This window comes from Ideonella sp. (assembly GCF_036277275.1).
GTDB lineage: Bacteria > Pseudomonadota > Gammaproteobacteria > Burkholderiales > Burkholderiaceae_C > Ideonella.
In genome coordinates this window covers 1-13,340 of sequence record NZ_DASUNH010000021.1, presented here as the reverse complement: position 1 = coordinate 13,340, position 13,340 = coordinate 1, and the positions used below count along the sequence as shown (strand labels likewise).

Here is a 13,340-nt window from a genome sequence, read left to right as displayed (position 1 = left end):
GGGCATGGCACGGCGTTGCATGCCATGGGTGTGCCTGGGGTCGGTGGATCGGGACAGGTTCGGCGGTCTTCATTCGCGGTCGCCCCAACCGCCGCACGAGAGCACGTGGCCGACCGAGAGCCCGCCGCATGCGCAACCCGGCTCCCCGCGAGCGGACCGCCGAAGATGGCCCGGCCCGCCGGCCCCCGCCGCCACCTCGGCATGCATTGCATTCATTCGGCATCGAACCACATATGAACGTTGCCTGTCCCCCGTGCGTTCTCATACGCCGACAACGCCACGCCACGCGCCCGACAGTTGCGTCCACCCATCGCCCCCACCATCTGAAGGTAGTGCGCACCAAACGCCTCCCACGGCAGCTTGCGGTAGTCGCTGTCCCATCCATCGAGCACCAGGTCATGACGACCTTCGGTGAACAACTCGATCGCGCGCTTGTCGCTGGCAACGTTCTCCGACCGCGCCACATTGCTCTCGTGAAAGATGCGCGGGTGCTTCGGTGTCCAGTCGATGTTGTTGAACTTGTGGCTCAGAGCGCCCGAGGCCAGCAGCAGCACGCGCAGGTCGCTGCGGCGGATTGCCTCGCCGATCACCTCGCCCGATTGCACGAAGTGATGCGGCTCGCAGTTCTGGCATGAGCTGACCGAGACGATCGGCGTGCCTTCGAGTCGCAATTGCTTGACGACGTTGATCGTCGCGTAGTGACGGCCCAAGTCCGGGTGCTCGATCGCACGGCTTTGCACCTTGCGCTCGCGCGCGACCGCCTCGATGCTGCGCGCGAACTCCGGGTGACCGCGGTAGTCGTACGGCACGCCATGCAGGTACCACGGCATCTCGTCGGAAACGTACATGCCCTGGTAGCGCGCCCCGGCATCGATCAGGTGGTAGCCGGTGGTGAACCAGTGCGAGTCGAAGACGACCACCACATCCGGCTTCGCCGCGCCGATCCTGTCGCGCATCCTCGCGTAGCCGGCGATCAGATCCGAATCCTCGCCCGCGCCCATCAGGCGGCGAAACTCTTCGCATTGCATCAGGCCCGGGTGGTGCGAGACCAGCGCGGCGCCAACAATCCGTCCCATCGTCCGTGATCCCCGATCAGCGCTGGCTGAAGCTGGCGCGGAAGGGCTTGGCCGGCACGACCACGTCCTTCACGTCGCAGAAGAAATCAAAACTCCAGTCGCCGCCTTCGCGGCCAATGCCGGAGCGCTTGACGCCGCCGAACGGCGCGGCCAGGTCGCGGATGCCGAAGCTGTTGACCCAGATGAAGCCCGTACGCACCTGTTCGGCCACCGCGGTGGCATGCGCGGTCTCGCCATAACAGACGCCCCCCAGGCCGTAGTCGGTGCCGTTGGCGAGCGCGATCGCCTCGTCGTCGTTGGCAAAGGTCTGCAGCGTCAGCACCGGGCCGAAGACCTCTGTCTGCACGATCTCGTCGTTCTGCCTCAGGTTCGTCAGCATCGTCGGCTGGACGTACTGCGCGCCGAAGGGGTGTGGCTTGCCGCCCCACAGCAGCTGCGCGCCACCGATCAGCGCGCGGTTGATGAAGTCCATCACCCGTTCGACCTGGCGTGGGTGGACGATGGGCCCGACCTCGGTCGCCTCGTCGCGCGGGTCACCCACCTTCAGCCGGGCCACGTAGTCGCGCAGCGCCTCGATGTAGCGGTCGGCGATCTTTTCATGCACCAGCAGGCGTGTGCCTGCCAGGCAGACCTGACCCGCGTTGCGGTACATCAGCGCACCGGTCGCCGCGGCGTTGTCGATGTCGGCATCTTCCAGCACGATGAACGGGCTCTTGCCGCCGAGCTCCAGGCTGCAGGGCACGAGGTTGGCGCCAGCGGCCTGCGCAATCCACTTCGCGGTCGGCACCGAGCCGGTGAACGAGATGCGCGCCAGCCGTGGGTCGCTGACCAGCGCCGCGCCCGTGTTCGCCCCCGTGCCTTGCAGCAGGTTGAACACGCCCGGCGGCAGGCCGGCCGCCGCGGCGCAATCGGCGAGCAGCGACGAGGTCAACGGTGCCCACTCCGGCGCTTTCAGGATCACGGTGTTGCCGGCGGCGAGCGCCGGGCCGATCTTCCAGGTCGCCAGCATCAGCGGCGCGTTCCATGGCGTGATGACCGCGACCACACCGGCCGGATCGTGGCGAATGTGGTGCGTCGCCTGTTCGGTCGCGATCGTGCGGTCCTGCAGGGTCAACGCATGCTCGGCGAACCAGCGGATGTTCAGCATCGCGCGTGGCACCACGCCATGGCGCATGCGCGAGAGCAGCACGCCGGCGTCGTTGCTCTCGACAGTGCAGAAGTCGTCGGCGCGTTTGCCGATCTCCTCGGCAAACCGGTCGAGCAGCGGCAGGCGTTCGGCGGCGCTCAGCCTGGCCCACTTGGGAAAGGCGGCCGCAGCCGCACGGATGGCCACGTCGACATCGCCGGCCGAGGCTTCGCCCACGTGGCCGAGCAGGCGCTGGTCGATCGGCGATTGCAGCGCAAAACTGGCGGCCGACACGACACGGCGACCATCGATGTAGTGGTCGGGCGACACGGCCACGCCAGCCACGTCGAGCAGTGGGGAAGTCAAGGCAGGACCTTTCCGGGGTTCATCAGGTTCAATGGGTCGAGCGCGGCCTTGATGGCGCGCATCAGCTGGAGTTCGATCGGTGACTTGTAGCGCGCCGCTTCATCACGGCGCAGCACACCCAGCCCATGCTCGGCCGAGATCGAGCCACCGGCCGCCGACACCGCATCGTGCACCAGGCGGTTCAGCGGCCCTTCGAGGGCGACGAACTCGGCTTCGGGCTGACCGATGGCAGGCGAGAAGTTGTAGTGCAGGTTGCCGTCGCCCAGGTGGCCGAAGCAAATGGATCGCAGGCCAGGGAACGAGCGTGTCACCGCGGCGGTGATGGCTTCGACGAAGCCGGCGATGCGCGAGATCGGCAGCGCGATGTCGTGCTTGATCGTCTTGCCTTCCGCACCTTGCGACTCGGAGATGTCCTCCCTCAGCGCCCACAGCGCGCGGAACTGCGCCAGGCTCGTGGACACCGCGGCGTCGGTCGCGCAGCCTTGCTCGATCGCCACTTCCAGCAGGCCTTCGAGCGCGCCATTGGCGTGGGCCTCGTCCTGCGTGTCGCTCAGCTCGATCAACACGTACCAGGGCGAACGATCGGCCAGCGGCAGCCGCGCGGCCGGCACGTGTTTTTCGACCAGCGCGATGCAGGCATCGCCCATCAGCTCGAACGCGGTCAGGCCGGCACCCAGCCGGGCTTGCGCCAGCTGCAGCAACTCGGTGGCCGCCTGCGGCGACGGCACCGCGACGAAGGCCGCCAGTTGCGCTGCGGGCAGCGGAAACAGCTTCAACACCGCCGCGGTGATCACGCCCAGCGTGCCTTCGCTGCCGATGTAAAGGTCGCGCAGGTCGTAGCCGGTGTTGTCCTTGCGCAGGCTGCGCAACCCGTTCCAGACCTGGCCATCGGGCGTCACCACCTCCAGCCCGAGGCACAACTCCCGGGCGTTGCCATAACGCAGCACCTGCACACCACCGGCGTTCGTCGCCAAGTTGCCGCCGATCGTGCAACTGCCCTGCGCCGCCAGGCTCAAGGGGAACAGGCGCCCGGCCTCGCGTGCCGCGTCCTGCAATTGCTGCAGCGTCACGCCGGCCTCGGCCTCGATCGTCTGGTTGACCGGGTCGACCGAGCGGATGCGTTTCAGGCGGGTCAGCGACAACACCAGCGCCTGGCCCGATGCATCCGGCGTCGCACCGCCGGACAAACCCGTGTTGCCGCCTTGCGGCACCACCGGCACGCGGTTCGCATGACACCAACGCAGTACCGCCGCGACAGCCTCGGTCGTGTCGGGCTGCGCCACCGCGAGCGCCTGGCCGGTCCACTTGCGGCGCCAATCGGTCAGGAACGGCGCCATCTCGGCCGGGTCGGTGTGCAGCCGGCCGGCGAACGCGGCGCGCAGGGTCGTCAGGTCCGTCGGGTCCATCACGCGAACCGGACGTGGATGACGCCGAGCCGGCCGTAGTCGGCCTCGAACACGTCGCCGGCCGCGCAAGCCACCGGGCGCGTGAACGAGCCGCCGAGCACGATCTCGCCGGCAGCCAGCCCTTCGCCGTGCAGCGCCAGCTTGTTGGCCAGCCACGCCACGCCGTTGCCGGGATGGTTCAGCACCGCCGCGGCCAGGCCCGATTCCTCGACCACGCCGTTCCTGATCAGCAATCCGCCGCACCAGCGCAAATCCACCGCGTCGGGCTTGACCGCGCGACCACCCAGCACGATGCCGGCGCCGGCCGCGTTGTCGGCGATCGTGTCGGTGACCTTGCGCGGCACCTTGGTCTCACGGCAGAGCTGTTCGATGCGGGCGTCGATCAGCTCCAGTGCCGGCATCACATGGTCGGTCGCGCCCAGCACGTCGGCCAGCGTCACGTTCGGGCCTTTCAGCGGCCGCGCCAGCACGAAGGCCAGCTCGACCTCCAGCCGCGGCACCAGGAAGCGCGCGGCTTCGAGCTCAACGCCGCTGTGGAACACCATGTCGTCGAGCAGCGCGCCATAGTCGGGCTCGGTGATCTGCGAGGCGATCTGCATCGCCCGCGAGGTCAGGCCGATCTTGTGGCCGACGACGCGCCGGCCTTCGGCCCGCTTCAACGCCATCCACTCGCGCTGGATGGCGTAGCTGTCGGTGATCTCCAGCCCTGCGAAGCGGCGGCTGAACTGCGGGAGGGCCGCGCGTGTGCGCTCGGCTTCATGCAGCTCGCGCGCCAGTTGGCGGTGGATGTCGGGGCTCAGCATGCGGCGCAGTGTCGGCGGGCTGGTTCGCAACGACAAGCGATGAATACTGACCTATATTCAAGCTGAGCTAATCAATCGAATCACCATGCCCCTGCCACGCTTCAGCCCTCGCCAGCTCGAAGCCTTCGTCACGGTGGCCGAGCTGCGCAGCTTCAGCGCTGCCGGCCAGCGGCTGGCACTGACGCCTTCGGCCGTCAGCCAGCTGGTCGCCGAGTTGGAGACCGCGGTCGGCTTCCGGCTGTTCGATCGCAGCACGCGCAAGGTCGCCGTCTCGTCGGCCGGGCGCGACTTTCTCGGCCCGGCGCACACCGCGCTGGATCACCTGCGCCGCGCCGACACCGCCGCGGCCGACGTGCGCAACCGCGCCGCGGGCGTCGTGCGTGTGGCGACCACCCAGGCCCTGGCCTGCGTGGTGCTGCCGGCGGCCATGAAGGCCTACCGCGCCGAGCGGCCCAAGGTCGTCGTGCGCATCCGCGATGCGGCGGTCGAGCAGTTGGTCGACGCAGTGGCAACCGGCGACGCTGACCTCGGCCTGGGCCCCGATCGCACGACCGGCGCCGACGTGACGCGCACCGCCTTGCTCGACAGCCCTTGGGTGCTGTGGTGCCCCGCCGACCACCCGCTTGCCGCGAAACCCAGCCTGCGCTGGCGCGACTTGCGTGACCAGCCGCTGGTGGCCGCCGGCCGCGACCACGAGCGCAGCGTGGCGCAGATGCGCGCCGAGCAGCCCGAGGGCACGCGCATCGTGCCTGTCGAGGTGGTCGACAACATCACGACCGCGCTCGGCCTGGCCGCACAGGGCTTGGCGCTGACGCTCTCGCCCGCGTATGTGGCCGCGTTGGCAGAGCCATTGGGGCTGGTGATGCGGCGCGTGCAGGCGCCCGAAGTGATGCGCCAGGTCTGCCTGTACCGGCCTGCGCAGCGCACGATCCCACCGGCGGCCGAAGGCTTTGCCGAATTCCTGGCGGATTGGCTGCGCGCGTGGCAGGCGGCGCGCGAGGCGCCGATCGCGTCGAACCCGCCGAAGATCAGGCCGCGTCGGCGTTGACGGCCCGTGTCGTCAGCGTGACTGCCGGCGCTGGCATGGGGCCGAGCAGGCCGGCCGAGCGCGCGACGATGGTGCGCCAGTGCTCGCGCCACCCGGGCAGCGCGGCTTCGTCGCGCTCGAACTGGTGACGCAGGAAGGCGGCGGCCAGTGACTTGGTCGCACCCTTGACCTGCTGGTTCAGCTCGTAGCCGCCGGTCACCGTGCGGTCGGTGAAGATGTTGTGCGGTCCCTGGCTGAAGACGACCAGCGCCTTGCGCGCATCGGGCATTGCGTCGTACACCGCCAGCCGGTCCTCCAGGCCCGAGCGGTAGCCCGGGATCAGGATCAGGTCGTCGTTCGACGTGATGTGCAAGGTGGGCAACTTCACCGGCGCCAGGATGCCAGCCAGATCACGCTCGCCATAGAACGGCGGCGTCGACATCAGGATCGCAGCGCCGAAACGCGGGTCGTGGAAGTCGTAGACCTGCTGGCCACGCGCCACGCGCGCACCGACGGCCAGCAAGGTGGTGTTGGCGCCATACGAGTGCCCGGCCGCGACGATGCGCCGTGGGTCCACCGCTTCGGCCGGACGGCCGGCCAGCGGATGCTGCAAGGCCGGATCGAGCAGGCGGTCCAGCGCGAAGCGCAAGTCGCGCACGCGGTGGATGGCCTCGGATTCCTGTGCCGCTGCGTGCAACCTGCCGATCAGGCTGAACGGGTTGCCGAACCACAGGGTGCGGTCGCTGCCCACATGCTGCACATGCAGGCTGGCCCAGCCCAGGCTGGCGAGGTGGCGGCCGAAATAGCTGTAGCCGAGGCGCGAGCCGCCGATGCCATGTGAAAAGACCACCAGCGGCACCGTTGCGGCGCCCGCGTTGGCCACGCGTTGCGGCCAGTACAGCCGCACCGGCACCTTGCGCTGGCGCTCGGTGTCGACCCAGTCCCAATCGATCGGGACGAGGCGTGACGCCGCGTCGCCGTCGAGCGGTGCATCTGCCGAATCCGGCGGTTCGCTGGCGGCTCGGCCCAGGCCGGGCCAGGCGAGCAGGGAGCCGGTGACCAGCGCTGAGGCAAGAAGCGCACGTCGTTGAGGGTCGACGAGTTGGGTGTTGATGGGCGGCGGCATGGCAGCTGGCAAGTATCGCCGCACTGCCACGGCACCGCTGCGGTGGGTCAATAGCCGACCGTGAAACGTTGCCGGCGGTGGGCGCCGCGCTCGGCCTCGTCCAGCATCGCGACCGCGTAGTCGGCCACGGAGATCTCGCTCTTGCCATCGGCGCTGAAAAGCAGCTGGTTGCCGCCGAGGCGGAACTGCCCCGTGCGCGGGCCGGGCAGGATCATCATCGACGGACTCAGCATCGTCCAGTCCAGCGTCGGCTCGTCGCGCAGCCAGTGCAGCGCATCCCGTGCGCCCTCTGCCGAGCCCTTGTACTCGGCCGGGAACTCGGGGCTGTCGACCAGTTGCTTGCCCGGTGCCACCTCCAGGCTGCCGGCGCCGCCGACGACCAGCAGGCGCGGCACCGCGGCCTGCTTGGCCGCCGCGATGATCGAGCGCATGCCGCGGCCATAGGCTTCGCGCACGTCCCTTTGCGCATGTCCGCTGAAGGCGCTGATGACCACGTCATGGCCCGCCAGCGCGGTGGCCAGCGCCGCGCTGTCATTGACGTCGACAGCCTTCACGTTCAGGTTCGGCGCGGTGGCCAGCTTGGCCGGGTTGGACACCAGCGCCGTGACCTGGTGGCCACGCGACAAGGCTTCTTCACGCAGGCCCGAGCCGATGAACCCGCTCGCGCCGATCAGTGCAATCTTCATGGTGTGTCTTTCTCGAATGCCGGTGGTGATGGCCAGGGATGATGGGCCGATTCGTCGTTTCGATAAACGGCCACAGTCACGACACACTGTCCTTTCCTGATTGACAATCGGCGCCATGACCCGCGACCACCCGAACGACCTGAACCGGCTTGGTGCCTTCGTCGCGGTGGCGCAGTGCGGCGGTTTCACCGCAGCTGCCGACCGCCTGGGCGTCAGCAAGGCCCGAGTGAGCCTGGACGTGCAGCGGCTGGAGCGCGCCCTCGGCACGGCGCTGTTCACACGCACCACCCGCCAGGTGCGGCTGACCGACGCAGGCCAGCAATTGCTCGACGACGCCGCGCCGCTGCTGGCTGGCCTGGGCGACGCGGTGGCGCGCGCGGCGCACAGCAGTGCCGAGGTCAGCGGTACGCTGCGCATCACCACGGCAGTCGATCATGCGGCGCAGCACATGGGCGCCGCCGTGGCCGAGTTCGCCGCACTGCACCCGGCGCTGCGCATCACGCTGCACGCCAGCGACCGGGTCAGTGACATGCTGGCCGAAGGCATCGACCTGGCATTCCGCATGGGCTGGCTGCGCGATTCATCGCTGCGCGCGGTTAGGCTGGCCGACTTCGAGCAGTACGCGGTCGCCGCGCCCGGCTACCTGCAGCGCGCCGGCGTGCCCAAGCACCCGGACGAGCTGGCCCAGCACGCCTGGGTCGCGCTCACACTGCTTCCGACACCGCTGACCTGGGCCTTCACCGCCCGCAACGGCCACACCCGCAGCGTGCGCATGAATGCGCGGCTGCAGACCGACTCGGCCACCGCCTTGCGCGCGCTGCTGCTCAACGGCGCCGGCGTCAGCGTGATGGACCGGCTGAGCGTGCAGGCCGACATTGACGAGGGCCGGCTGCAGCGTCTACTGCCTGATTGGCGCCTGCCGTCGGGTGGCGTATTCGCGGTCTTCCCGCCGGGTCGCCACATCAGTGCGGCGGCACGTGCGTTCGTCGACTTCTACCGTGACCGCTGGCCGCGTTGAATGGGGCCCCCACGGCCCCTTCCGGGGCCTGCCCCCCAAAAGGGGGCTCGCGCAGCGGACCGGCGAAGCCGGATCCGCGCACGCCACTTGGAGCGAGCGGCGCTGCGCGCGCTCGGGGCCCGGTGGGAGGCCTCTCAGCCCTCTCCGGCCATCACCTATACCGTTTGGGCTGAGCCCGTCGAAGCCCCGCTACGCAAACGCCGTCCATTTCTGCGTGCTGCGCGCCGAAGCGACCGTTGCCTCGATGAAGCGCACGCCGCGTGCGCCATCTTCCACCGTGGCATAGCGGCCCGGAGCCGTTGGCAGCTGGCCTGCCTCGCGCGCCCGCACATCGGCCGCGACGCCGCGGTAGACATTGGCAAAGGCCTCGATAAAGGCCTCGGGGTGGCCCGCCGGCAGCCGTGTGGCCTGGCGGGCCGAGGGGCCAAGCCACGGCGAGCCGCGCGTCAGCAGCTGGCGCGGGCCGTTCAGCGGCGCATGCACCAGCGTGTTCGGCTCTTCCTGCCGCCAGTCGAGCGTGCCTTCGCTGCCGAACACGCGCAGTCGCAGGTCGTTCTCGCAACCGGCCGCCACCTGCGAGGCCAGCAGCACCCCGCGCGCGCCACCGCGAAAGCGCAGCAGCAAGCTCGCATCGTCGTCGAGCAGCCGGCCGTGCACGAAGGCTGTCAGGTCGGCACACAAGCTTTCGAGCTCCAGCCCGGTGACCGTCGTGATCAGGTTCTCGGCGTGCGAGCCGATGTCGCCCATCGCGCCGGCGATGCCATTCTGCGCCGGGTCCATGCGCCAATCGGCCTGCTTGTTGACGCCCGCTTCGAGCCCTTTCGCCAGCCAGCCCTGGTGGTACTCGACCACCACCTTGCGCAGCGTGCCGATCGCGCCAGCGCGCAGCATCTCGCGCGCTTGCTGCACCATCGGGTAGCCGATGTAGTTGTAGGTCACGCCGAAGACGATGCCGCGTTCGCGGGTGATGCGCACCAGCTCATCCGCCTGCGGACCGGTGTGCACCAGCGGTTTGTCGCAAACCACATGGATGCCGGCTTCGGCAAAGGCCTTGGCCACCGCGTGGTGCACATGGTTCGGTGTGACGATGCTGACGAAGTCGATGCGTTGGTCGCGCGGCAGGCTCAGCTCGTGCTGCAGCAGGGCGCGCCAATCGGCATGGATGCGCTCGGGGGCCAGGCCGAGGTCGCGGCCCGAGGCCAACGCCTTGTCCGGATGCGACGACAAGGCGCCGGCGACCAACCGGATCTCGCCGTCCAGCGCCATCGCCTGCCGGTGCACCGCGCCGATGAAGGCGTCGCGGCCACCGCCGACCATCGCGCAGCGGAGCGTGCGGCCGGGCATCAACCCGCCATGCCGCCCTGCGGCGACTTGTTCTCGAACGCCGCATCGAAGGCACCGGCCGCCGGCGGGAAGTCGAGCCTGCGGCAGAAGGCCGCACTCTCGGTCGCGCCGTGCACGCGGTCCATGCGGCTGTCTTCCCATTCCACGCTCAACGGGCCGGCGTAGCCCATGTCGTTCAGCGCGACGATGATGGCTTCGAAATCGATCATGCCGCGGCCGACGCTGCGGAAGTCCCAGTGGCGACGCGCGTCGCCAAATGCCGTGTGGCCGCCGAACACGCCGACCGTGCCGTCGCCCTTGTTCCACCACACGTCTTTCATGTGGGCGTTGAAGATGCGCGCGCCGAAACGACGCACGAAGCCGACATAGTCCACCGCTTGGTAGGCCAGGTGGCTGGGGTCGAAATTGAAGCCGAAACGGGCATGACCGTTGACCGCGTCGATTGCGCGCTCGGCGGATGCGATGTCGAACGCGATCTCGGTCGGGTGCACCTCGAGCGCGAAGTTGACGCAGCGCTCGTCGAAGACATCGAGGATCGGCGTCCAGCGGACACCGAAGTCTTCGAAGCCTTTGTCGATGTAACTCTGCGGCGTCGGTGGAAAGGCGTACACCGCATGCCAGATCGACGATCCGGTGAAGCCGGTCACCGTCTTGGCGCCGAAGCGCGCCGCGGCGCGCGCGGTGTCTTTCATCTCCTGCGCGGCGCGCCGCCGCACACCTTCGGGGTCACCATCGCCCCACACGTGCGCGGGCAAGATGGCCCGGTGGCGTTCGTCGATGCGGTCGCACACCGCCTGACCAGTCAGGTGGTTGCCGATCGCATAACACTCCATGCCGTACTCGCGCAACAGCCCGCGCTTGTCGGCCACATAGCGCGGTGAGGCCAGCGCCTCCTGCACATTGAAATGGTCGCCCCAGCAGGCCAGTTCCAGGCCGTCGTAACCCATGCGCTTGGCCAGCGGCACGAGTTGGGTCAAGGGCAGGTCGGCCCATTGGCCGGTGAACAGGGTGATGGGGCGAGCCATGGGTGCGGTCCCGGTCAGAACGGCGAATCAGGGAAGTAGTACTGCTTGGCGTTCTCTTTGGTGATCAACACCGACGGGATGATGGTGCTGGGCGGCAACTTCTCGCCCTTCAAGCGCGCCTCCGTGGTGAGCTTGATCGCGTCGTAGATGAACTTCGGCGAGTACGACACGTTGGCCTGGATCAGCGGGTTGGCACCGTCCATCAGCGTCTTGACCATGCTCTTCATGCCCGCGCCGCCGAAGACGATCTTGATGTCCTGCCGCTTGGCTTGTTCGATGGCCTTCAGCACGCCGACCGCCATGTCGTCGTCAGCCGCCCAGACCGCGTCGATCTGCTTGAAGCGGGTCAGGAAGTCCTGCATCACCTTGAACGCATCGTCGCGGTTCCAGTTGCCGTGCTTGGCATCGAGCAGCTTGATGTCGGGGTGCTTCTTCAGCACCGCGTTGAACGCATCCATGCGCTCGTTGTCGATCGTCGTCGGGATGCCGCGCAGGGCCACGATGTTGCCCTTGCCGTTGAGTGCCTTGACCAGGTACTCGCCCGGGATGCGGCCGAACGCGGTGTTGTCGCCCGACACGTAAGCATCTTGTGCGCTGGTGTCGGTCAGGCCACGATCGACCACCGTCACGTAGATGCCCTTGGCCTTGACCTGCGCCACCGGCTTGGTCAACGCGGCCGATTCGAACGGGAAGATCACCAGCGTGTTGATCTTGGTCGCGGTCACCAGGTCCTGCAGTTGGTTGGCCTGCTCGGGCGCGCCACTTGCCGTTTTCACCGTCACCTTCAGGCCCGGGTGCGCGGCCTCGAGGTCCTTCTTCGCCTGGTTGGCCCAGAAGACGATGCCGGCCGTGAACGCATGGGTCGCCGCCGGGATGGCGACGCCGACGTTGACGTCCTTCGCATCGGCCGCGCGTGCCCCGACGCAGAAGCTCAGGGCGGCGGCAGCGGCAAAGGCCACGGCGAGTCGACGGTGGGTCAGGCTCATGGGTGTCTCCAAAGGGTCAGTACCAGTGAAAAGGCAGTGCATCGCTGCCGGCGAGGAATGCGGATGGTGCTCATGGCCGCCGGCGCTGCGTGAAGGCCACCGCGATGATCACGAAGCCTTGCACCGCGGCGTTCAGGTAGACGCTGATGATGTTGGTGAGGTTCAGGATGTTGCTGATCACCGAGAGCAGCACCGCGCCGACCACCGTGCCGGCGATGCTGCCGGCACCTCCACGCAATGCAGTGCCGCCGACGATCACCGCGGCAATCGCCTCCAGCTCCCACAGCAGCCCGGTGGTTGGCGAGGCCGAACCGAGGCGGGGCACATACAGCAGCGTGGCCACGCCGACGCACACGCCGAGCAGTGCATACGTCAACACCTTCACCCGGTCGACGTTGACCGCGGCGTAGCGCGCCACCTGTTCGTTCGAGCCGATCGCCTGCACATAGCGGCCATACGCGGTGCGGTTCAGGATCAAGCCGCCGGCGCCGGCTACCAACGCAAAAATCCACACCGGCACCGGCACGCCCAACAGGCTGGCGTAGTAGACAGGGCTGTAGGCATCGGCCAGCGCGTTGTCCAGCGTCAATGCGCCGCCGTCGGCGAAGTAGGTCAGGCAGGCGCGGAAGATGCCAAGCGTGCCCAACGTGACGATGAAGGGCTCGATGCGGCCGCGGGTGATCAACAGGCCGTGTGCGAGACCGAACACCGCGCCCAGCAGCACTGCGAAGCCCATGCCGGTCACGACGATGGCCAGCGGTGGCCAACCGCGCGGCGCCAGTGCGTTCATCAGCATGATCACGCTGCCGGCGATCAGCGCGGCCATCGATCCGACCGACAAATCGATGCCGCCCGAGACGATGACGAAGCACATGCCCACTGCGATGATGCCGATGAAGGCAGTGCGGGTCAGCACGTTCAGCGCGTTATCGAGCGTCGCGAACTCGGGGTTCAGCAGCGTGCCGGCGATGCAGAGCAGCACCAGGCCGAGCACGGGACCGTACCCATGAAGGCGATCCCACGGCCGCAACCGGTCGATGGCACGAGTGGCTGTGTTCGTGGCAGGCATCACAGCCAATTCAGTTGCTCCAATTCATTCCACCTGCCCAGTGCGGAGCGTGGCGGGTAGCCCGGGGGTGCGTTCTCCGGCCCACGCTCGCGGGGCACCGTGGGAAGCGCGCGGCTGTCTCTCGGTTGGCACCGCATGCGCCTGCCAAGGTTGTGGCGGCCGCGAATGGGGCCTGCGCCCGCACCCCCGAGTCACCCACCATGGCACCCGGGTGGCATGCGTAGGCGTGGCACACCACCGGCGGTGCTTGCAGGGTGGCGGTGGTGCCTCCGGGCGCAGGCC

Annotated in this window: 12 protein-coding genes; 2 read left to right on the top strand and 10 right to left on the bottom strand. The window is 68.5% G+C overall.

What is annotated here, in order from left to right:
* Positions 1-212 precede the first annotated feature (212 nt).
* From VFY73_RS04480 to hpaH, 4 genes are read right to left on the bottom strand one after another with little or no spacing between them, the layout of a single operon-like run.
* Positions 213-1,076 (bottom strand): extradiol ring-cleavage dioxygenase, encoded by an 864-nt coding sequence (locus tag VFY73_RS04480; RefSeq protein WP_329716716.1) that lies wholly within the window; start codon positions 1,074-1,076, stop codon positions 213-215.
* 16 nt (positions 1,077-1,092) lie between these two features.
* Positions 1,093-2,568, bottom strand: a complete 1,476-nt coding sequence (locus tag VFY73_RS04475) for an aldehyde dehydrogenase family protein (RefSeq protein ID WP_329716715.1) — start codon at positions 2,566-2,568, stop codon at positions 1,093-1,095.
* Complete coding sequence (locus tag VFY73_RS04470; RefSeq protein ID WP_329716714.1) at positions 2,565-3,974, bottom strand: FAD-binding oxidoreductase; 1,410 nt, start codon at positions 3,972-3,974, stop codon at positions 2,565-2,567. The genes VFY73_RS04475 and VFY73_RS04470 overlap by 4 nt, the downstream gene beginning before the upstream one ends.
* Positions 3,974-4,777 carry a 2-oxo-hept-4-ene-1,7-dioate hydratase gene (hpaH, locus tag VFY73_RS04465; protein ID WP_329716713.1) on the bottom strand — a complete coding sequence of 268 codons (804 nt, stop codon included), beginning with the start codon at positions 4,775-4,777 and terminating at the stop codon, positions 3,974-3,976. The genes VFY73_RS04470 and hpaH overlap by 1 nt, the downstream gene beginning before the upstream one ends.
* Before the next feature lie 85 nt (positions 4,778-4,862).
* Here hpaH and VFY73_RS04460 point away from each other — a divergent pair, with 85 nt between their 5' ends.
* On the top strand, positions 4,863-5,825 hold the full coding sequence (locus VFY73_RS04460; protein WP_329716712.1) for a LysR family transcriptional regulator: 963 nt from the start codon (positions 4,863-4,865) through the stop codon (positions 5,823-5,825).
* On the opposite strand, the gene VFY73_RS04455 is transcribed toward VFY73_RS04460, so the two are convergent.
* Positions 5,806-6,930, bottom strand: coding sequence for a hypothetical protein (locus VFY73_RS04455; protein ID WP_329716711.1), 1,125 nt, complete (start codon positions 6,928-6,930; stop codon positions 5,806-5,808). The two genes, VFY73_RS04460 and VFY73_RS04455, sit on opposite strands and share 20 nt — an antisense overlap.
* Before the next feature lie 47 nt (positions 6,931-6,977).
* Complete coding sequence (locus VFY73_RS04450) at positions 6,978-7,616, bottom strand: NAD(P)-dependent oxidoreductase (RefSeq protein WP_329716710.1); 639 nt, start codon at positions 7,614-7,616, stop codon at positions 6,978-6,980.
* A gap of 115 nt (positions 7,617-7,731) precedes the next feature.
* Between VFY73_RS04450 and VFY73_RS04445 the strand changes: the two genes are divergently transcribed.
* Positions 7,732-8,634: a LysR family transcriptional regulator gene (locus tag VFY73_RS04445; protein ID WP_329716709.1), complete on the top strand. Its 903-nt coding sequence runs from the start codon at positions 7,732-7,734 to the stop codon at positions 8,632-8,634.
* Between the two features lie 189 nt (positions 8,635-8,823).
* On the opposite strand, the gene VFY73_RS04440 is transcribed toward VFY73_RS04445, so the two are convergent.
* The 4 genes from VFY73_RS04440 to VFY73_RS04425 all read right to left on the bottom strand — a co-directional run bounded on the left by VFY73_RS04440 (position 8,824) and on the right by VFY73_RS04425 (position 13,058).
* Positions 8,824-9,978, bottom strand: coding sequence for a Gfo/Idh/MocA family oxidoreductase (locus VFY73_RS04440; RefSeq protein WP_329716708.1), 1,155 nt, complete (start codon positions 9,976-9,978; stop codon positions 8,824-8,826).
* Positions 9,978-11,003, bottom strand: a complete 1,026-nt coding sequence (locus VFY73_RS04435) for a sugar phosphate isomerase/epimerase (RefSeq protein ID WP_329716707.1) — start codon at positions 11,001-11,003, stop codon at positions 9,978-9,980. Before VFY73_RS04435 ends, VFY73_RS04440 begins: the two co-directional genes overlap by 1 nt.
* Before the next feature lie 14 nt (positions 11,004-11,017).
* Positions 11,018-11,989, bottom strand: a complete 972-nt coding sequence (locus tag VFY73_RS04430) for a substrate-binding domain-containing protein (protein ID WP_329716706.1) — start codon at positions 11,987-11,989, stop codon at positions 11,018-11,020.
* A gap of 70 nt (positions 11,990-12,059) precedes the next feature.
* Positions 12,060-13,058, bottom strand: coding sequence for an ABC transporter permease (locus VFY73_RS04425; RefSeq protein WP_329716705.1), 999 nt, complete (start codon positions 13,056-13,058; stop codon positions 12,060-12,062).
* Positions 13,059-13,340 lie beyond the last annotated feature (282 nt).

Coding starts and splice junctions, on each gene's coding strand:
- VFY73_RS04430 (WP_329716706.1), bottom strand. CDS start 11,989: ATGAGCCTGACCCACCGTCGACTCGCCGTGGCCTTTGCCGCTGCCGCC.
- VFY73_RS04480 (WP_329716716.1), bottom strand. CDS start 1,076: ATGGGACGGATTGTTGGCGCCGCGCTGGTCTCGCACCACCCGGGCCTG.
- VFY73_RS04425 (WP_329716705.1), bottom strand. CDS start 13,058: ATGCCTGCCACGAACACAGCCACTCGTGCCATCGACCGGTTGCGGCCG.
- VFY73_RS04470 (WP_329716714.1), bottom strand. CDS start 3,974: ATGGACCCGACGGACCTGACGACCCTGCGCGCCGCGTTCGCCGGCCGG.
- VFY73_RS04445 (WP_329716709.1), top strand. CDS start 7,732: ATGACCCGCGACCACCCGAACGACCTGAACCGGCTTGGTGCCTTCGTC.
- VFY73_RS04455 (WP_329716711.1), bottom strand. CDS start 6,930: ATGCCGCCGCCCATCAACACCCAACTCGTCGACCCTCAACGACGTGCG.
- VFY73_RS04460 (WP_329716712.1), top strand. CDS start 4,863: ATGCCCCTGCCACGCTTCAGCCCTCGCCAGCTCGAAGCCTTCGTCACG.
- VFY73_RS04450 (WP_329716710.1), bottom strand. CDS start 7,616: ATGAAGATTGCACTGATCGGCGCGAGCGGGTTCATCGGCTCGGGCCTG.
- VFY73_RS04440 (WP_329716708.1), bottom strand. CDS start 9,978: ATGCCCGGCCGCACGCTCCGCTGCGCGATGGTCGGCGGTGGCCGCGAC.
- VFY73_RS04435 (WP_329716707.1), bottom strand. CDS start 11,003: ATGGCTCGCCCCATCACCCTGTTCACCGGCCAATGGGCCGACCTGCCC.
- hpaH (WP_329716713.1), bottom strand. CDS start 4,777: ATGCTGAGCCCCGACATCCACCGCCAACTGGCGCGCGAGCTGCATGAA.